This window comes from Burkholderia sp. Ac-20379 (assembly GCF_017104645.1).
Taxonomy (GTDB): Bacteria; Pseudomonadota; Gammaproteobacteria; order Burkholderiales; family Burkholderiaceae; genus Burkholderia.
Window position 1 is genome coordinate 15,919 of sequence record NZ_JAAGPF010000067.1, and the last position, 14,063, is coordinate 29,981.

Annotated in this window: 13 protein-coding genes and 2 pseudogenes; 6 read left to right on the forward strand and 9 right to left on the reverse strand. The window is 63.8% G+C overall.

All coding sequences use genetic code 11. From position 1 onward, the window contains the following. Window positions 1-262 precede the first annotated feature (262 nt). The gene (locus G3N92_RS11890) at window positions 263-1,210 is read left to right on the forward strand and encodes a LysR family transcriptional regulator (RefSeq protein WP_206127668.1); all 948 of its coding nucleotides are present in this window, start codon (window positions 263-265) and stop codon (window positions 1,208-1,210) included. A 59-nt stretch (window positions 1,211-1,269) separates the two neighbouring features. Here the strand turns inward: G3N92_RS11890 and G3N92_RS35330 are convergent, their stop codons facing one another. The 3 genes and pseudogenes from G3N92_RS35330 to G3N92_RS11900 all read right to left on the reverse strand — a co-directional run. After that, complete coding sequence (locus G3N92_RS35330) at window positions 1,270-1,395, reverse strand: hypothetical protein (protein WP_277396160.1); 126 nt, start codon at window positions 1,393-1,395, stop codon at window positions 1,270-1,272. A gap of 56 nt (window positions 1,396-1,451) precedes the next feature. Beyond that, window positions 1,452-2,465, reverse strand: a pseudogene (locus G3N92_RS11895) (aromatic amino acid lyase); the annotation flags it as partial. A 51-nt stretch (window positions 2,466-2,516) separates the two neighbouring features. Further along, window positions 2,517-2,737: pseudogene (locus G3N92_RS11900) on the reverse strand (IS481 family transposase); the annotation flags it as partial. A 245-nt stretch (window positions 2,738-2,982) separates the two neighbouring features. Here G3N92_RS11900 and G3N92_RS11905 point away from each other — a divergent pair. Then, entirely contained in the window at window positions 2,983-4,518 is a 1,536-nt protein-coding gene (locus G3N92_RS11905; protein WP_206127681.1) for a methyl-accepting chemotaxis protein, read from the forward strand. A gap of 88 nt (window positions 4,519-4,606) precedes the next feature. Here G3N92_RS11905 and G3N92_RS11910 read toward each other — a convergent pair whose 3' ends face one another. Continuing rightward, the gene (locus G3N92_RS11910) at window positions 4,607-6,673 is read right to left on the reverse strand and encodes a TonB-dependent receptor (protein WP_241014742.1); all 2,067 of its coding nucleotides are present in this window, start codon (window positions 6,671-6,673) and stop codon (window positions 4,607-4,609) included. 397 nt (window positions 6,674-7,070) lie between these two features. On the opposite strand from G3N92_RS11910, the gene G3N92_RS11915 reads away from it, so the two are divergent. Continuing rightward, entirely contained in the window at window positions 7,071-7,688 is a 618-nt protein-coding gene (locus tag G3N92_RS11915) for a LysE family translocator (protein WP_206127670.1), read from the forward strand. 66 nt (window positions 7,689-7,754) lie between these two features. Here the strand turns inward: G3N92_RS11915 and G3N92_RS11920 are convergent, their stop codons facing one another. Next, window positions 7,755-8,483, reverse strand: coding sequence for an SDR family NAD(P)-dependent oxidoreductase (locus G3N92_RS11920; RefSeq protein WP_206127671.1), 729 nt, complete (start codon window positions 8,481-8,483; stop codon window positions 7,755-7,757). Window positions 8,484-9,137: 654 nt separating this feature from the next. Further along, on the reverse strand, window positions 9,138-9,437 hold the full coding sequence (locus G3N92_RS11925) for a hypothetical protein (protein ID WP_206127672.1): 300 nt from the start codon (window positions 9,435-9,437) through the stop codon (window positions 9,138-9,140). Window positions 9,438-9,695: 258 nt separating this feature from the next. On the opposite strand from G3N92_RS11925, the gene G3N92_RS11930 reads away from it, so the two are divergent. The 3 genes from G3N92_RS11930 to G3N92_RS11940 all read left to right on the forward strand — a co-directional run bounded on the left by G3N92_RS11930 (window position 9,696) and on the right by G3N92_RS11940 (window position 11,305). Continuing rightward, window positions 9,696-10,376 (forward strand): hypothetical protein, encoded by a 681-nt coding sequence (locus G3N92_RS11930; protein WP_206127673.1) that lies wholly within the window; start codon window positions 9,696-9,698, stop codon window positions 10,374-10,376. 164 nt (window positions 10,377-10,540) lie between these two features. Beyond that, on the forward strand, window positions 10,541-10,915 hold the full coding sequence (locus G3N92_RS11935; RefSeq protein WP_206127674.1) for a helix-turn-helix domain-containing protein: 375 nt from the start codon (window positions 10,541-10,543) through the stop codon (window positions 10,913-10,915). 141 nt (window positions 10,916-11,056) lie between these two features. After that, window positions 11,057-11,305 (forward strand): hypothetical protein, encoded by a 249-nt coding sequence (locus G3N92_RS11940; protein WP_206127675.1) that lies wholly within the window; start codon window positions 11,057-11,059, stop codon window positions 11,303-11,305. A gap of 88 nt (window positions 11,306-11,393) precedes the next feature. Here G3N92_RS11940 and pcaC read toward each other — a convergent pair whose 3' ends face one another. From pcaC to G3N92_RS11955, 3 genes are read right to left on the reverse strand one after another with little or no spacing between them, the layout of a single operon-like run. Then, window positions 11,394-11,789 carry a 4-carboxymuconolactone decarboxylase gene (gene pcaC, locus G3N92_RS11945; RefSeq protein WP_206127676.1) on the reverse strand — a complete coding sequence of 132 codons (396 nt, stop codon included), beginning with the start codon at window positions 11,787-11,789 and terminating at the stop codon, window positions 11,394-11,396. Window positions 11,790-11,800: 11 nt separating this feature from the next. Continuing rightward, window positions 11,801-12,586 (reverse strand): 3-oxoadipate enol-lactonase, encoded by a 786-nt coding sequence (pcaD, locus tag G3N92_RS11950; RefSeq protein ID WP_206127677.1) that lies wholly within the window; start codon window positions 12,584-12,586, stop codon window positions 11,801-11,803. 12 nt (window positions 12,587-12,598) lie between these two features. After that, on the reverse strand, window positions 12,599-13,957 hold the full coding sequence (locus G3N92_RS11955; protein ID WP_206127678.1) for a 3-carboxy-cis,cis-muconate cycloisomerase: 1,359 nt from the start codon (window positions 13,955-13,957) through the stop codon (window positions 12,599-12,601). Window positions 13,958-14,063 lie beyond the last annotated feature (106 nt).

Below are 14,063 nucleotides of genomic sequence, written 5' to 3' on the forward strand. Positions count from 1 at the left end.
TTCCACAATGCCGCATGGATTACGATTATTAAGAAAACCTGGAAACTCGCAGTGAACTCTTTGACGAGAAACGTCGATCAACGGCGCCATCGTCATGGCCGCAGGCGTGAACCGGCTGATGAATGGTCTTTTTCACCTTCCGGTCGATTTTTTAAATTGCATCCTAAGGTAATCGACGCACAGCCACGATGCTAGATCTTATCGACGAGCCACTGTGTCCCAGAAATGAGACAATCCGGGCTCGACTCAAGATACGCATCACATGGACGATCTCAACGATCTCGCCTTGTTCGCCGCAGTCATGCAGCACGGCAATTTCACACAAGCAGCCCGAGCGTTAGGAATCACCAAATCGCTGATTAGCCGCAGGATAGGGGCACTTGAAGAACACCTCGGAGTTCGTTTGTTACAGCGTTCAACGCGAGCGGTCTTGCCCACCGAGGTCGGGCTCATCGTTGCTCAGCATTCGGAAGTGATGGTCGAGGCATCCCGTGCCGCGTTTGCCGCGGCAAGGCATGCGAGTGCGCGGCCAGTGGGGCGATTGCGGATCAGTTGCCCGCCCGGCGTCGGCAACTTCTTTCTCGCTTCGCTGCTACCCGTATTTCATGCGCGCTACCCCGAGATCCACATGGAATTCGACATGACGAATCGTCAAGTCGATGTGATCGCCGAAGGGTACGACATCGCATTTCGAGTCCGCAGCCGCGTCGAAGATTCGACCCTGGTGATACGCGATTTCGGCGCAAGCGAACAGGTGCTTGTCGCCAGCAAGGCGTTTTGCCTGGAACACGGGCCCTTCGATTCGATCGAATCCCTCGCGAACGTCCAGGCAGGAGGACGTTTGATAAAGGGCGGCCGCAAGCCCGAGTGGAGACTGATCGGCAGCGATGGTTCCAGAACGTCGGTTCCCTACGCGCCTTCGTTCGAAACGGACGATGTGTTGCTGCTCACGCAAATGGCCACCTCGGGCCGGTTCGTCGCGCAGGTGCCATTCAACGCGTGCGAGCAGCCGCTTGCCGACGGCCGGCTGCATTTGCTTTTACCTTCATACCGGGTGCACCCGCCCCGGCTTTTGGCAGTGATGCCGTCGCGCCGGTTCATGGCGCCGGCCACTCGCGTGTTTCTCGACTTCCTTGGCGATGCCTTGGTCGAGGAAACGGATCGTGCAAGCCGGCGATTGCGGGAGCTCCGCGAGCCAGGCAGCAGGTAACCTTGCCGCTGCCGCGACGGCCGTATCGAGTTGGCGCGGGATGGGCTCGACCGAGTTCGTCACCTCTTGGTCGCGATGATGCCCGGCACCACACGCTTTTCGCCACCGGCGAACACGTCTCGAATCGGCGTGTCGCCATGCTCGGCGAACACCATCGACAAGCGCCGCATGCCGGGCGTCATCACCGCGAAGTTGTCGAGCGGCCAGCGAACCGGCCGCTTCCCGAGCGTGCTCGCACGCCTCAGTTCGTGTGGCTTTCCGAGGCGAACGACAGCGGCGAGTGGCTTGCGATGAGACCGGCGGTCACCTGGTTTGCAACTGCCGCGATGTCCGGAGCGAAGTAACGATCCGCGTCGTAGTGCGGGACATCCTTGCGGATGGCGCGCATGACCTTCTGCAGGCGAGCGCTCGTTTGATGCGGTAAGTTGCCGCCGGAAATCACTTCGCCCGTTTCCGGGAACACCAGCGGGTTGTCCGAAACCGCATTCGACTCGATGAGCAGGATGTTGGCGGCGTGCCGGATTTGGTCCAGGCAAGCGCCCATCACCTGCGGCTGGCAGCGCAGGCAGTATGGGTCCTGAACCTTGCTGCAATTCGCATGCGATACGTTGATGTCCGAACCATTCAACAGCGTCAGGATAGCTTCGGCCGCATCGATCTGGCCTTGATGGCCACGCAGGGTGTGAATGCGCGAATCGAACGGCTTGACCGAGCCCATTGCCGCATCCACCGACAACGCGCCGGCAACCAAGGCCGTCTTGTACAGGTCCTCGATCGCAAAGAGGTTGTACAGCGCGAGCGCGGTCGACGCCTGCGTGCCGTTCAGGAGCGCGAGGCCTTCCTTGGCCTGAAGCGTCAACGGGGACAGCCCCGCGAGTTCGAGACCTTCGCGAGCGCTCATCAGCTTGCCCTTCGCGAACACGTCGCCGACGCCGAGAAGCGCGGCGGACATATGCGCCAGCGGCGAGAGGTCGCCCGACGCGCCAACCGAGCCCTTCACCGGAATGACCGGCAAGACATCGGCGTTGAACAAGGCAATCAGCGCATCCATCACGACTCGGCGAATGCCCGAGTTCCCGCGGCCGAGGCTCGACAGCTTGAGCGCGATCAGCAAGCGCACCACGGGACGCGCCATCGGCTCACCCACCCCCACCGCGTGGGACAGCACCAGGTTGCGCTGCAAAAGCTCGAGCTGGTCGCTCGGAATGTGCGTGCTGGCCAAACGCCCGAAGCCCGTGTTGATGCCATAGGCTGGAAAGCCCCAGGTCTAGACGCTCGGCTAGTCGGGGGGAGGTCAGCCAAGACACGCGATTCGACCGAGCTTCTTGATGTCGATGCCTAGCGCCTCGTGCTCATAGCGCTGAACGGGTTCACGCGGTTGCAGGTCGCTCAGCCGGGACAGTCCGGCACGCGGCTGACGGTCGAGGCAGACACGCCTGCCTGTCGGGCGATCTGGTGCTGGAGCAAGCGCTGCTGGCGCAATTCCACGATCAGCAAGGCAGTTGCCGGAGCGATTGACCGAGGCGATAGCGGCCCTTCACGCCAACCCAGCAAATACGAACGGGCAGGCCCGGGAAATCGAACGCGTTGCGAAGCGCAAATCCTCGTGGTGCGCGTTTCACGCGCGTACCGATCGGAACGGCCGAATCAGCGACCAGAAGCAAAATACCAATCATTCAGCAATCCGTATTTTCATGGCGGCGCAATGTCCTCAAGAACCCCCTCATCCCGCCGATAAATGTACTGAAAGGTTAACCCCCGCAAAAATCCCCATGAAACTGTCATCCAAGCTTCTCATCCTCGTGATTGCCGCGCTGATAGGCGTGCTGCTGCTGGCCGGCATCGCGCTGAAGACCCTGCGCGGCGCGCTTGTCGAGAGCCGCCGCGAGGAGGTCGTGATTCTTCTGACGAAGGCCGAACATCTCGTGAACGCCTACCGCGAACAGGAGACGAGCGGCACGCTGACGCGCGATCAGGCGCAACAGCAGGCGAAGGAGGCGCTGGCCCGGCTCAACGCGGATACGCGCAGCTACTACTGGGTCACGACCTCCGACGGCGTCAACCTCGTGCATCCGAACGCGAAGTTCATCGGCACCCGGGCCAAGGGCAATCACACCACCGACGGTCAGACCGATAGCGATGCCTATCGCTCGGGCATGGCGCAATCGCATTTCGCGCTCGTCGACGTGCTGGTCAAGCGCACGCCCGATGCCGAGGCCGAGCCGAAGCTGCAGGGTGTGGTGTCGATCCCTGGCTGGGACTGGTGGATCGGCACCGGATTCTTCTACGACGATATCGATCGCGCGTTCATGCGGCTGGCCACCTTGTTCGGCGGGATCGCACTGACGATCGCCGCCACGCTGGCGGCGATTGCCTTCGGCGTGCTGCGCGGCGTGAAGCGCACGCTGGGCGGCGAGCCGGCGCAGGCCGCCCGTGTGGCCGCGCAAATCGCCACCGGCAACCTCGACGTGGATTTCGATGCCTCGAAGGCAGCGCCCGGCAGCCTGCTGACGGCATTGGGTGAAATGAAGACACGGCTGACCGCCACCCTCGTCGAGATCCAATCCGCGACGAACTCGATTGCCGCGGGCACCGGAGAAATCGCGCAAGGCAACCTCGATCTTTCGCAGCGCACCGAACAGCAAGCCGCATCGCTGCAGGAAACGGCCGCGAGCATGGAACAGATCACCGCCACCGTGAAGCAAAACGCCGAGAACGCGCGCGCCGCCAATGGCCTGGTGGCCAGCGCGCGCAATGCGACCGATCTCGGTGGCGCGACCGTGCAGGAAGTCGTGAAAACGATGGCGCAAATATCGGATCAATCGATGCGGATCGCGGAGATCATCGCCGTGATCGAGGGGATCGCCTTCCAAACCAATATCCTCGCGCTGAACGCCGCCGTGGAAGCGGCGCGTGCCGGCGAGGAAGGGCGCGGATTCGCCGTGGTGGCGGCCGAGGTGCGCTCGCTGGCGCAACGCAGCGCGGCGGCGGCGAAAGACATCAAGCAGCGCATCGAGGTATCGGTCGAGAAAGTGGGCAGCGGCAGCCGTCTCGTCGAGGAGGCCGGCATGAGGATGACCGAGATCGTGCAGTCGATCGGCCGCGTCTCCGACATCATGGGGGAAATCTCGGCGGCGTCCGACGAGCAGAGCACCGGCATCGAACAGATCGGCAAGGCCGTCACCGAAATGGATACGGTCACGCAGCAGAACGCCGCACTCGTCGAGCAGGCGGCGGCCGCCGCGTCGTCGCTGGACGAGCAGGCGACGCGGCTGCGCTCGGCCGTATCGGTGTTCCGGATCGCCTGAGTTCCAGCCTCGATCGCCGCGCAACGCAAGGCGGCAACCGAGGGATCGGCGACATCCGACGTGTCGCCGCGTTCCGTTTGGCGGCTCGTCAGAACGAATACGAAAGCGTTCCAAACACGCTGCGCGGTGCGCCTGGGGCCACCCACAAGTTGTTGTAGGAGCTGACGTAGAAGTTGCGATTGAACAGGTTGTTGAGGACAACCGAGGCTCGCAGGTGCTTGTTGACCTGCACGTAGCCATTCAACTGCACGGTGGCGTAGGCCGGCAGGGCGAAGCCGTCCTGCGTTGCGCCCGTATCGCCGGCACGCCGGCCTACGTACACGACGCCCACGCCCGCACCGGCCTTCTCCGCGAATGGCACCGCGGTTTCGTACATCAGCAGCGCGCTGCCGTTCACTCGCGGAATGTCGGCGAGCCGAGCCCCTGCCGTCAGCACGCTATCCTTGGTGACTTCGGCATCGACGTATGCGAGGTTGAGGATGCCGCGGAAGCCGCTGCCCAATTCGCCGCTCCATTCGAACTCGAGCCCGCGGCTACGCACTTCGCCAGCGGCGCGCGAGTATCCCGAGTTCGCCTGGTCCGCGGTCAGAACGTTGCGTTTGGTCACGTAGAACGCGGCCAACGTGGTCAGCCAGCGTTCGCCGCTCCACTTCACGCCCGTTTCGTAGCCATGCCCCTTCTCGGGCGAGAACGCGTTGCCGGACACGTCTGTCCCGTTGTTCGGCCGGAACGAGTACGCGGTGTTGGCATAGAACGAGAGATTCGGGCTGGCCTGGTACACGATACCCAAGCGGGGGCTGGCCGCGGTTTGACGTTGACTGCTGTTTTTTCCGGTCAGACGGTTGTCGATCGATTGATCGAAATTGTCCCAGCGCAGGCCGGCAATCACCTTCCATCGCGAGCCGAGCGCAACGGTGTCCTGCAGGTACGCGCCCTGTCCTTTGTCGTGCTCGAGCAGATTGGTTGCGGTCTTGCGGATTGGCGTGGGCTGGCCGTAGACAGGGTCGAAGATGTCGAGCGCATACGGTGCCGCGGCGGTCGGCGTCGAGCGCGCGACGAACTGGTCGTAGTTGAACCGATAGGCGTCGACACCCATGACGAGGGTGTGGCCGATCGCGCCGGTGCGGAGCTTGCCCGTAAGCTCGATTCGGCCCTGCAGGTCATTCGAGTGGAACGCGACCTGCCGGTATCTGCGCCAGAGCGTGCGGCCGTCCGATTGCAGCGAGAACGCCTCGGACGACTCTCCGGTCATGTCGGTATCGCGTTGAGCGAAGCCGGCGTTGATGGACCAGTTCTTGTTGAACTGGTGGTCGATAGTGAACTGATGTCCGAGATTGCGGACGTCGAAGTCGCCATCGCGGGGCTCCCCGAAGAAGCGCGACGACGGCACCACGCCCAATTGCCCATTCGCCGCGAGCACGCCACGGTCGAGCGGCGTGCTCTGGCGCGCCGCTTCGAATTCGTAGTGAATCGACGTGTTCGGCCCGATGTCCCACGTGAACGACGGCACGAACAGGTAGCGCTTGCTGGAGACCGTATCCCGGAAGCTGCCATTGTTCTCGTTCATCGCCACGAAGCGGTAAGCGAGCGCATCGGTGATCGGCCCGGTCGAATCGAGGGTTTCGCGCGTGGCGCCGTAGCTTCCGGCGGACACGCTCACGGTATTGGCGCGCTTCACCTGCGGCTGCTTGGTGGTGTAGCTGATGAGGCCGCCGGGATCGCCGCGGCCGTAAAGCGCCGATGCCGGCCCCTTCAGCACTTCCATCCGCTCGATGTCGGCCGTGTCGCGCGGCACGCTGATGCCGCGATTCCACGAGAAGCCGTTGACGAGATAGTCCGTACCGGACGTGTTGCCGTCGCCGGCGAAGCCACGCACTGCATAGTTGTCCCAAAGGCCACCGAAATTGTTCTGGCGAACCACGCCGGACACCCAGTCGTACAGATCGTCGCCCCGGGTCGCGGAAATCGTCTGAATCAGCTTGTCGTTGACGCCACTGACCGCGAACGGGATTTCCATCACATTGGCTTCGGTGCGGGTGGCGGCCGATGTTGTCGACGGCCTGAAATCCGATGCCGACCGCTTCCCCGAAACGGTCACCTCCTTCAACTGCGCCTCCTGCGCGCCCGCCTCCCCCGCGAAGGGCATCCCAACCATTGCCGCCGTCGTTGCCGCTGCCCAAATCGTGCTGCTTTTCATGCCGTCTGCTGTATCCGTTGTGGTGAGCCGTTGCCTATCAATCAGCTTTCACAAATGTTACCGACAGATGCAAGAAATGAAAATCTAAATGCAAATGATTCTCAAAAAGATGTTTTGATTTCATGAGCGCGATGCGTTCGGATCGATGACGGGGGTGTCCCGACTGGCGGCCAGGGTCGAGCCAGCCGCGCGTTTCGGTTTGTCATGACACAGCGGGCAATCAGCGAAAACCACCCCCCACCCACCTCGTACCGGCGCCTTCCAGTCAAACTGTACCGGTACCGTACAGAAAACTGTCGCTACACTGCCTCTTCACCGACTCGCTTCGCAAAAACAGTCCCAAGAGGCACCCCCCATGGATTTCCTGACCCTGAGCGCCCTACCCGCGGGCATGCTGTTCGCCCTCGTCACGTCGATCACGCCCGGCCCGAACAACACGATGCTGCTCGCATCGGGCGTCAATTTCGGCTTCCGCCGCACGCTGCCGCACATGGTCGGCATCAGCACCGGCGTCGCGATCATGATGGTCGCGGTGGGCTTCGGCCTCGGCGAGGCGTTCGCGCGGTTGCCGGTGCTCTATACGGTGCTGGAGGTCGCGAGCATCGCCTACCTGCTCTATCTGGCCTGGCGGATCGGCACGTCGGGCAAGGTGAACGCCAACAACGGCAAGTCGCGCCCGATGACGTTCGTCGAGGGCGCGCTGTTCCAGCTCGTCAACCCGAAGGCCTGGATGATGGTGCTGACGGCCGCCACCACGGTGCAGCTCTCGCACAGCTACGGCGCGAGCGCGATCGGCATGGCGGTGGTGTTCATCTTCGTGGGCTTTCCGTGCATCAGCGTCTGGGCCGCGTTCGGCCAGAGCATGCGGGGCTTCCTGTCGAACCCGCGCCGCCTGCGCACGTTCAACGTGACGATGGCCGTGCTGCTGGTGGCCTCGCTCTACCCGCTCGTCGCGAAACTCGCCGCGGCCTGAGCGGCGCGGGCGTCGGAGATCGTTCGGGATCCTGCCGGACGCGCCCGCCACCGGCCGCGCCGCCCCCTACGCGATCATCCCGCCGTCCACGATCAGTTCGGCACCCGAAACGAACGAGCTGTCGCCGCCGGCGAGAAACAGCGCCGCGGCGGCGGCCTCGTCGGGCCGGCCGATGCGGCCCATCGGGATCATGCCGGTCAACATGCGCGTCACCTCGTCGCCCGCGGCGGCCATCATCGGCGTGTCGATCGGCCCCGGGCTCAGCGTGTTCATGCGAATGCCACGCCCGGCCAGTTCCTTCGCCCAGGTGCGCGCATACGATCTGACGGCCGCCTTCGACGCCGAATACGTGCCGAACCCCGCATTGCCCACCGAGCCCGCGATCGAGCCGACCAACACGATACTGCCGCCGTCGCGCATCAGCGGCACGGCGCGCTGCACGGTGAAGAACATGCCGCGCACGTTCAGATCGAACACCTCGTCGAAATGTGCTTCGGTGGTGGCCTCCAGCGCCGCCTGCCCGGCCACGCCGGACGACGTCACGAGAATGTCGAGGCCGCCCGCCTGCGCCTCGATCGCGCCGAACAACCGGTCTAGATCCTCGGTGCGCGTGACGTCGCCCTGCACCGCCGCCACGCGCCCGCCGATTTGTTCGCATGCCTGATCGAGTTGCGCCTGCCGACGCCCGGCGATGAACACATGCGCGCCGGCCTCGGCCAGCTTCCGCGCGATCGCCAGCCCGATGCCGCTGTTGCCGCCCGTCACCAGCGCGGTCTTGCCTTCGAGTTTCTGCACTTGCCACTTCGTCGAATGAGTTAGGTGTCCGACAAGATATACGTATAGGAGCGAGTCAGCGGTTCTCATCGTGGCCCGCGACAGCATCCGCATCGCAACAAGGCCGAATATACGTACGCGATCCGACTTTTCCGTCCTACCCTTCTCTATTTTTGGAGCGCTATCGACCGCACTCGATACTTGATGAACCAAGGTCACTTACCTTCGCCCGCTCTTGGCAGGTGGGGGGAATTCGTGCTGCGAAGATTTGCTCCTCGCCCGTGACGTAGGTGGTTGGTTTGACCGTGATCCGCTAAGAGTCGCTAACACAACCTGGACGTGAAGCGGCGAACGTCGTCTGCGAACTGCTGCTTCCGACGGCAGTAGCCGGTCGTGATCTCCGACAACTGGCCAGATGGTGAACTTCGACCGATCCCGTGCGGGCCGCTGGTAAACTCGGGCAGTCAAAGCAACTTTTCCCAGTCACATGAGCACGCACCCCACAGCAACACCTGCCCCGTCACTCCAATGATGCAGCAGTACCTCTGCCGTATCTGACAGGGACTGATCCGAAAACCTACGCTGCGACCTACGCGCTCGATTTCAGAGTCGACAGTTATTTACCTGAATCAACAAATTGCTGCTCTCATTAATGGTGAATCAATAAGCGCCCGCTTAACCAGCTGCGTACATTGTAGTTTCGGGTAGATTACCCTGCGACCAATGGCGCCGAATTTTTTGTGCCGCCCGAATAAAAACCCTCATCTCATTGTCCCCTGGCATCGGCACAACGAGCGTGATTGCCCCAGTCTGCTTACCAATAGAAAGCATTCCAGATACTGGCTCCATACGGATCTTATCGACATAGCGTTCTGTCGTGAATCGATACGTGGCAGACTCTGTATCTTCTGTTTCTCGGCGGATGCCGATGCACATCCAGTCCAAGTGCTCCTTTGCTGTCGTGATGGGTTCCATAAAGTTGACGCCTCGCCGCCTTGGTAAGTACACAGTATTTACTTTTGATTGGATGGCCGGATACGGCCGGCCGCTACGCTGCAAGGCACGACCGTCGCAGATCGACCCGATTCAGTCGTTCGGATCGCTTGATAGCAGCCGCTCAGTTGTCAAACGCGCCTCCTCATCCTGCGAGGCGATTGGTGTGGTAGCTTCCCGCTTGCCTCGCTACTATGGCGGCTACCCTAACCAAAACTATTCTCCGAGCGACGTTCTTCCATGAAGCTTACCAAGTTGGTCTTGGCTGTTGTGGTCGTACTGATTGCCAAGTCTGCGTATTCACAATTGCGCGACGACTTTCCGCTACCGCCGTCTCCCTGTGACTCCGACTACGTGGAAGCCGCGAAAAATAGATTTGCGAAATTCCTCGACGTGACCGACGAAGTCGTGCCGATAGTCTCACCTGCTCAGATATCCGAATTTGAAACCAAGCGGAGTGAACTCGGAGAAGCGTGCAATTTCACCCAGTTTGGCTTTCCTCTGGAAGTTACTTGTCGAACTCGCGAGCAGGCGCTGGAATGGCAAAATCTGGCGAAAGACAGCGCATACGTCGAATGGGTCATTCACTCCGACGTTGCATTCCTGCGTGGTGCACCCACCGCATTTCTGGGGGGCGCGGCAGCAGTACAGGGAGTTCCGGAGGAAATTGAAAAGTACCATCACGTCGATTTCGTTGAGCATTTGTTCGGCAGCGTTGAGGGCAACCTACGGCTACTTGACGAACTGGGCGGTTATTACACAACGCTACAGAGGCTGCAGGGTGGGCAACCGGTACCCGGGGTAAAATTTCTGGACAAAAACAGGTACTTTAGCGCCATTCAGGATGCGAGACAAAGTCTGTACGACGTCATGATGTGCACTGCGCGCAAGAATGGCACCCTCACCGAAAAAAGGAACTGACGCCTCGATTGACGATTCGGGTAGCACAGTCGAAGGTTCGTTCCTGGCCGATCCCAGACAGTCGATCTGCCCTAGATTTTAGGGAGCTATCTATCGTCCCTACCCCTTTCGCTCACTAAAACCGTTTGCTAAATCGCGGCGTTCATATACGAAGGGATACCGGCATGGATGCCAAAACGCGCGATCCGCTCGCCGAAATCGACGCGACGCGGATCGTGCTCGAACAGATCGCCAACAAGTGGTCGGTGCTGATTCTGGCGGTGCTGTGCACCGAGCCGTCGCGCTTCAACGCGATCAAGCGGCGGCTCGATCCGATCACGCACAAGGCGCTCACCGAGGCGCTGCGGCGGCTCGAACGCAACGGCCTCGTCAACCGGCGCGTGATCGCGTCGTCGCCGGTGGCCGTCGAATATTCGATCACGCCGCTCGGCCGAACCTTGCAGGAGCCGTTCGTGGCGCTGATCGCGTGGGCCAACCGGCACGGCGGCCGCATCGAGGATGCGCAGCTCGATTTCGACCGGAAAACGCAGGAAACCTGAACATTCGGCCGGCGCAGGCGGCCCAACCCGGCCCCGCATTTCGCGCCGGCCCGCGCTTGCGGGCCGCTCCCGCGCGGCGTAGCCTGACCGCTCCGGACGCAGGCGCGTCGAGGGCGCACCCGCCCGGGCGGGAGGGATCCGATGAACACCATCATGAAGGCCGGCGACCGTATCGAGGGCCTGCACTGGCTCGCCGAATATCATCCGAACACGCATCACATCCGCGTGATGCGCGAGCGCAGCGAGGTCGGCACCTACATCGCGCCGCGCACGCTGTTCGGCGACGAACACACGCTGCGCGCGGCCACCGCCGCCGACCGGCGCGGCATCGAATCGGCATTGCGCGCGTATTTGCGGCAGTTCGCGAAGACGCACGACGCAGCGGAGTAACGGCCCGCATCGCCGAACACCCGGCGCCGTAAACGACGAAGGCGGCGCATCGCGCGCCGCCTTCGTTTTTCAGGCCTGCCTTGGCGTGTTACGCCGCCGCGGCCGCCGCATCCTCTTCCTTGAAGATCTTGTCGGCGAGGTGGAACGCCGAATTCGCCGCCGGCACGCCGCAGTAGATCGCCGTCTGCATCAGCACTTCCTTGATCTCGTCGCGCGTCACGCCGTTGTTCTTGGCCGCGCGCAGATGCAGCGCGAGCTCCTCGCTGCGGTTCAGCGCCACCATCATCGAAATGGTCAGCAGGCTGCGCGTGTGGCGCGGCAGGCCTTCGCGGGTCCAGATCTCGCCCCAGGCATAGCGCGTGATCAGATCCTGGAATTCGGTGGTCAGTTCGTTGCGGTTCGCCAGCGAGCGATCCACGTGGGCCTCGCCGAGCACGGCGCGGCGCACGGTCAGGCCGCCTTCGTAACGTTGCTTCTCGTCCATGTGCGGCTCCGTCAGGCAGTCAGGAATTCGATCAGCGCGCGGTTGAACCCGTCGGCGCATTCGATGTTGGAGATGTGCGCGGCGTCGAATTCGACGTGCTGCGCGCCCGGAATCGCGGCGGCCATCGCGCGGCCCTGGTCGGGCGGCGTGGACGTGTCGTGCGCGCCCGTCACCACCAGCACCGGCAGCGCGATGCCCTTCACTTCCTCGCGCAGATCGGCGGCGTTCAGCGCGTCGCAGTTGGCGGCGTAGCCGTGGCCGTCGTGATGCACGAACGTGTCGCGCACGGCGTCGATCAGGCGCGGCTCGGCGGCGAAGAATGCCGGCTTGAACCAGCGTTGCAGCACGACGTCGACGAGCGCGGCCATGCCCTCTTCTCGCGCCTTCGCGGCGCGCGGCCCCCACACTTCGGGCGAGCCGATCTTGGCGGCCGTGTTGGCCAGCACGGCGCGCACGATGCGCTGCGGGAAGCGCGCGGCCAGCGCCGCGCCGGTCAGCCCGCCCATCGAGATGCCGCAGAAATTCGCGCGTTCGATGTTCAGGTGATCGAGCAGGCCGATCACGTCGCCCGCCAGTTGCTCGACGGTGTACGAGCCGGCCGGCGCTTCGGAATGGCCGTGGCCGCGCGTGTCGTAGCGCAGCAGGTTGAAGTGCGCGCCCAGCGCATCGCGCTGCGCGGCCCACATCGACAGATCGGCGCCGAGCGAGTTCGAAAACACCAGCCAGGGCGCATCGGCGCTGGCGGCACGGTCGATCCGGTAATGCAGCTTCACGCCATTGACGGTAGCAAAAGGCATCGAGAGTTCTCCTTAATTGCCGCTCGCGTAGCGCGCGAGCACGGCATCGACGAAGGCAGCGGCCTCGCCGACGTAATGAGCGGGATCCAGCAGGCGCGCGAGCGCCTCGGGTGCGAGATGGGCGGCGACGGCCGGGTCGGCGGCCAGCACATCGTGCAGCGTGCGGCTCGAGCGCACGGCCTCCTTCGAGGCGGCTTCGACCAGATGATGCGCGTCGAGGCGGCCGATCTTGTCGCCGAGCGCGAGCATCACGGCCTCGCCGAGCACCAGGCCGCGCGTGGCGCCGAGGTTCGCGGCGAGCCGCGCGGTGTCCACGTTGAGCCCTTCGGCAATCGGCGCGAGCGTGGCCAGCGCGCCGCCGGCCATCCGCGCGAGTTCGGGCAGCGCGTCCCATTCGGCTTGCCAGCCGCCGAGCGCGCGCTCGTGCTCCTGCACCATCCCGGCGAACACCGTGGCCAGCAGGCCCGGCGCGCGCACGGCGGCGGTCAGCACGGCGGCGCAGCCGACCGGGTTGCGCTTGTGCGGCATGGTGGACGAGCCGCCCTTGCCAGCCGCGGCCGGTTCTGCCAGTTCGCCCACTTCGGTCTGCATCTGCAGCGAGATGTCGCGCGCGATCTTGCCGAGCGTGCCGATCAGCATCGCGAAGAACGAAGCCGTTTCGGCGATGCGGTCGCGCTGCGTGTGCCACGGCACGTCGGGCAACGTCAGTTGCAGTTCGGCGGCCAGCGACGCGGCCACCTTCGGCGCGGCCTCGCGCAGGCTGGCCAGCGTGCCGGCCGCGCCGCCGAACTGCAGCACCGGCACGTCGCGGCGCAGCGCCTCGAGCCGCTGGCGATGGCGGCCGAGCGCGTCGAGCCATTGCGCGAATTTCAGGCCGAGCGTGATCGGCAGCGCCTGTTGCAGCCAGGTGCGGCCGATCATCGGCGTGGCGCGATGCGCGCGCGCCAGCTCGGCCAGCGCGGCGCACACGCGATCGAGCAGCGGCGCGATCGCGTCGAAGCTGTCGCGCAGTTGCAGCATGAGGCCGGAATCGATGATGTCCTGGCTCGTCGCGCCCCAATGGACGAACTTGGCCGCTTCGGCGTCGTCGTCCTTCACGCGGGCGGTCAGTTGCTTGACGAGGGGAATCGCGAGGTTGCCGCCGAGCGCGGCGTCGCGCGCCAGCGCGACGGCGTCGAGCCGCTCAGCGCGGCAGGCGGCCACGATCGGCGCGACCGCCGAGGCGGGAATCACGCCGTTGGCGGCCAACGCGCGCGTGAGCGCGGCCTCGACGTCGAGCATCCGTTGCAGCGTCGCCGCGGGCGACCAGATCCGGATGAGCGAGGCGTCGCCGCCGATGAGGGCGGTCAATCGGGCACTGTCTTCGAACATGGAATGATCAGCAGAACGGATAGGCCGGGAGCGCGTATTGTCCACCGAAGCGCACCGGCGTGCGCGCACGGCGACACGCGCCGCCGGCGCGGGCGCCGCGCGGCGG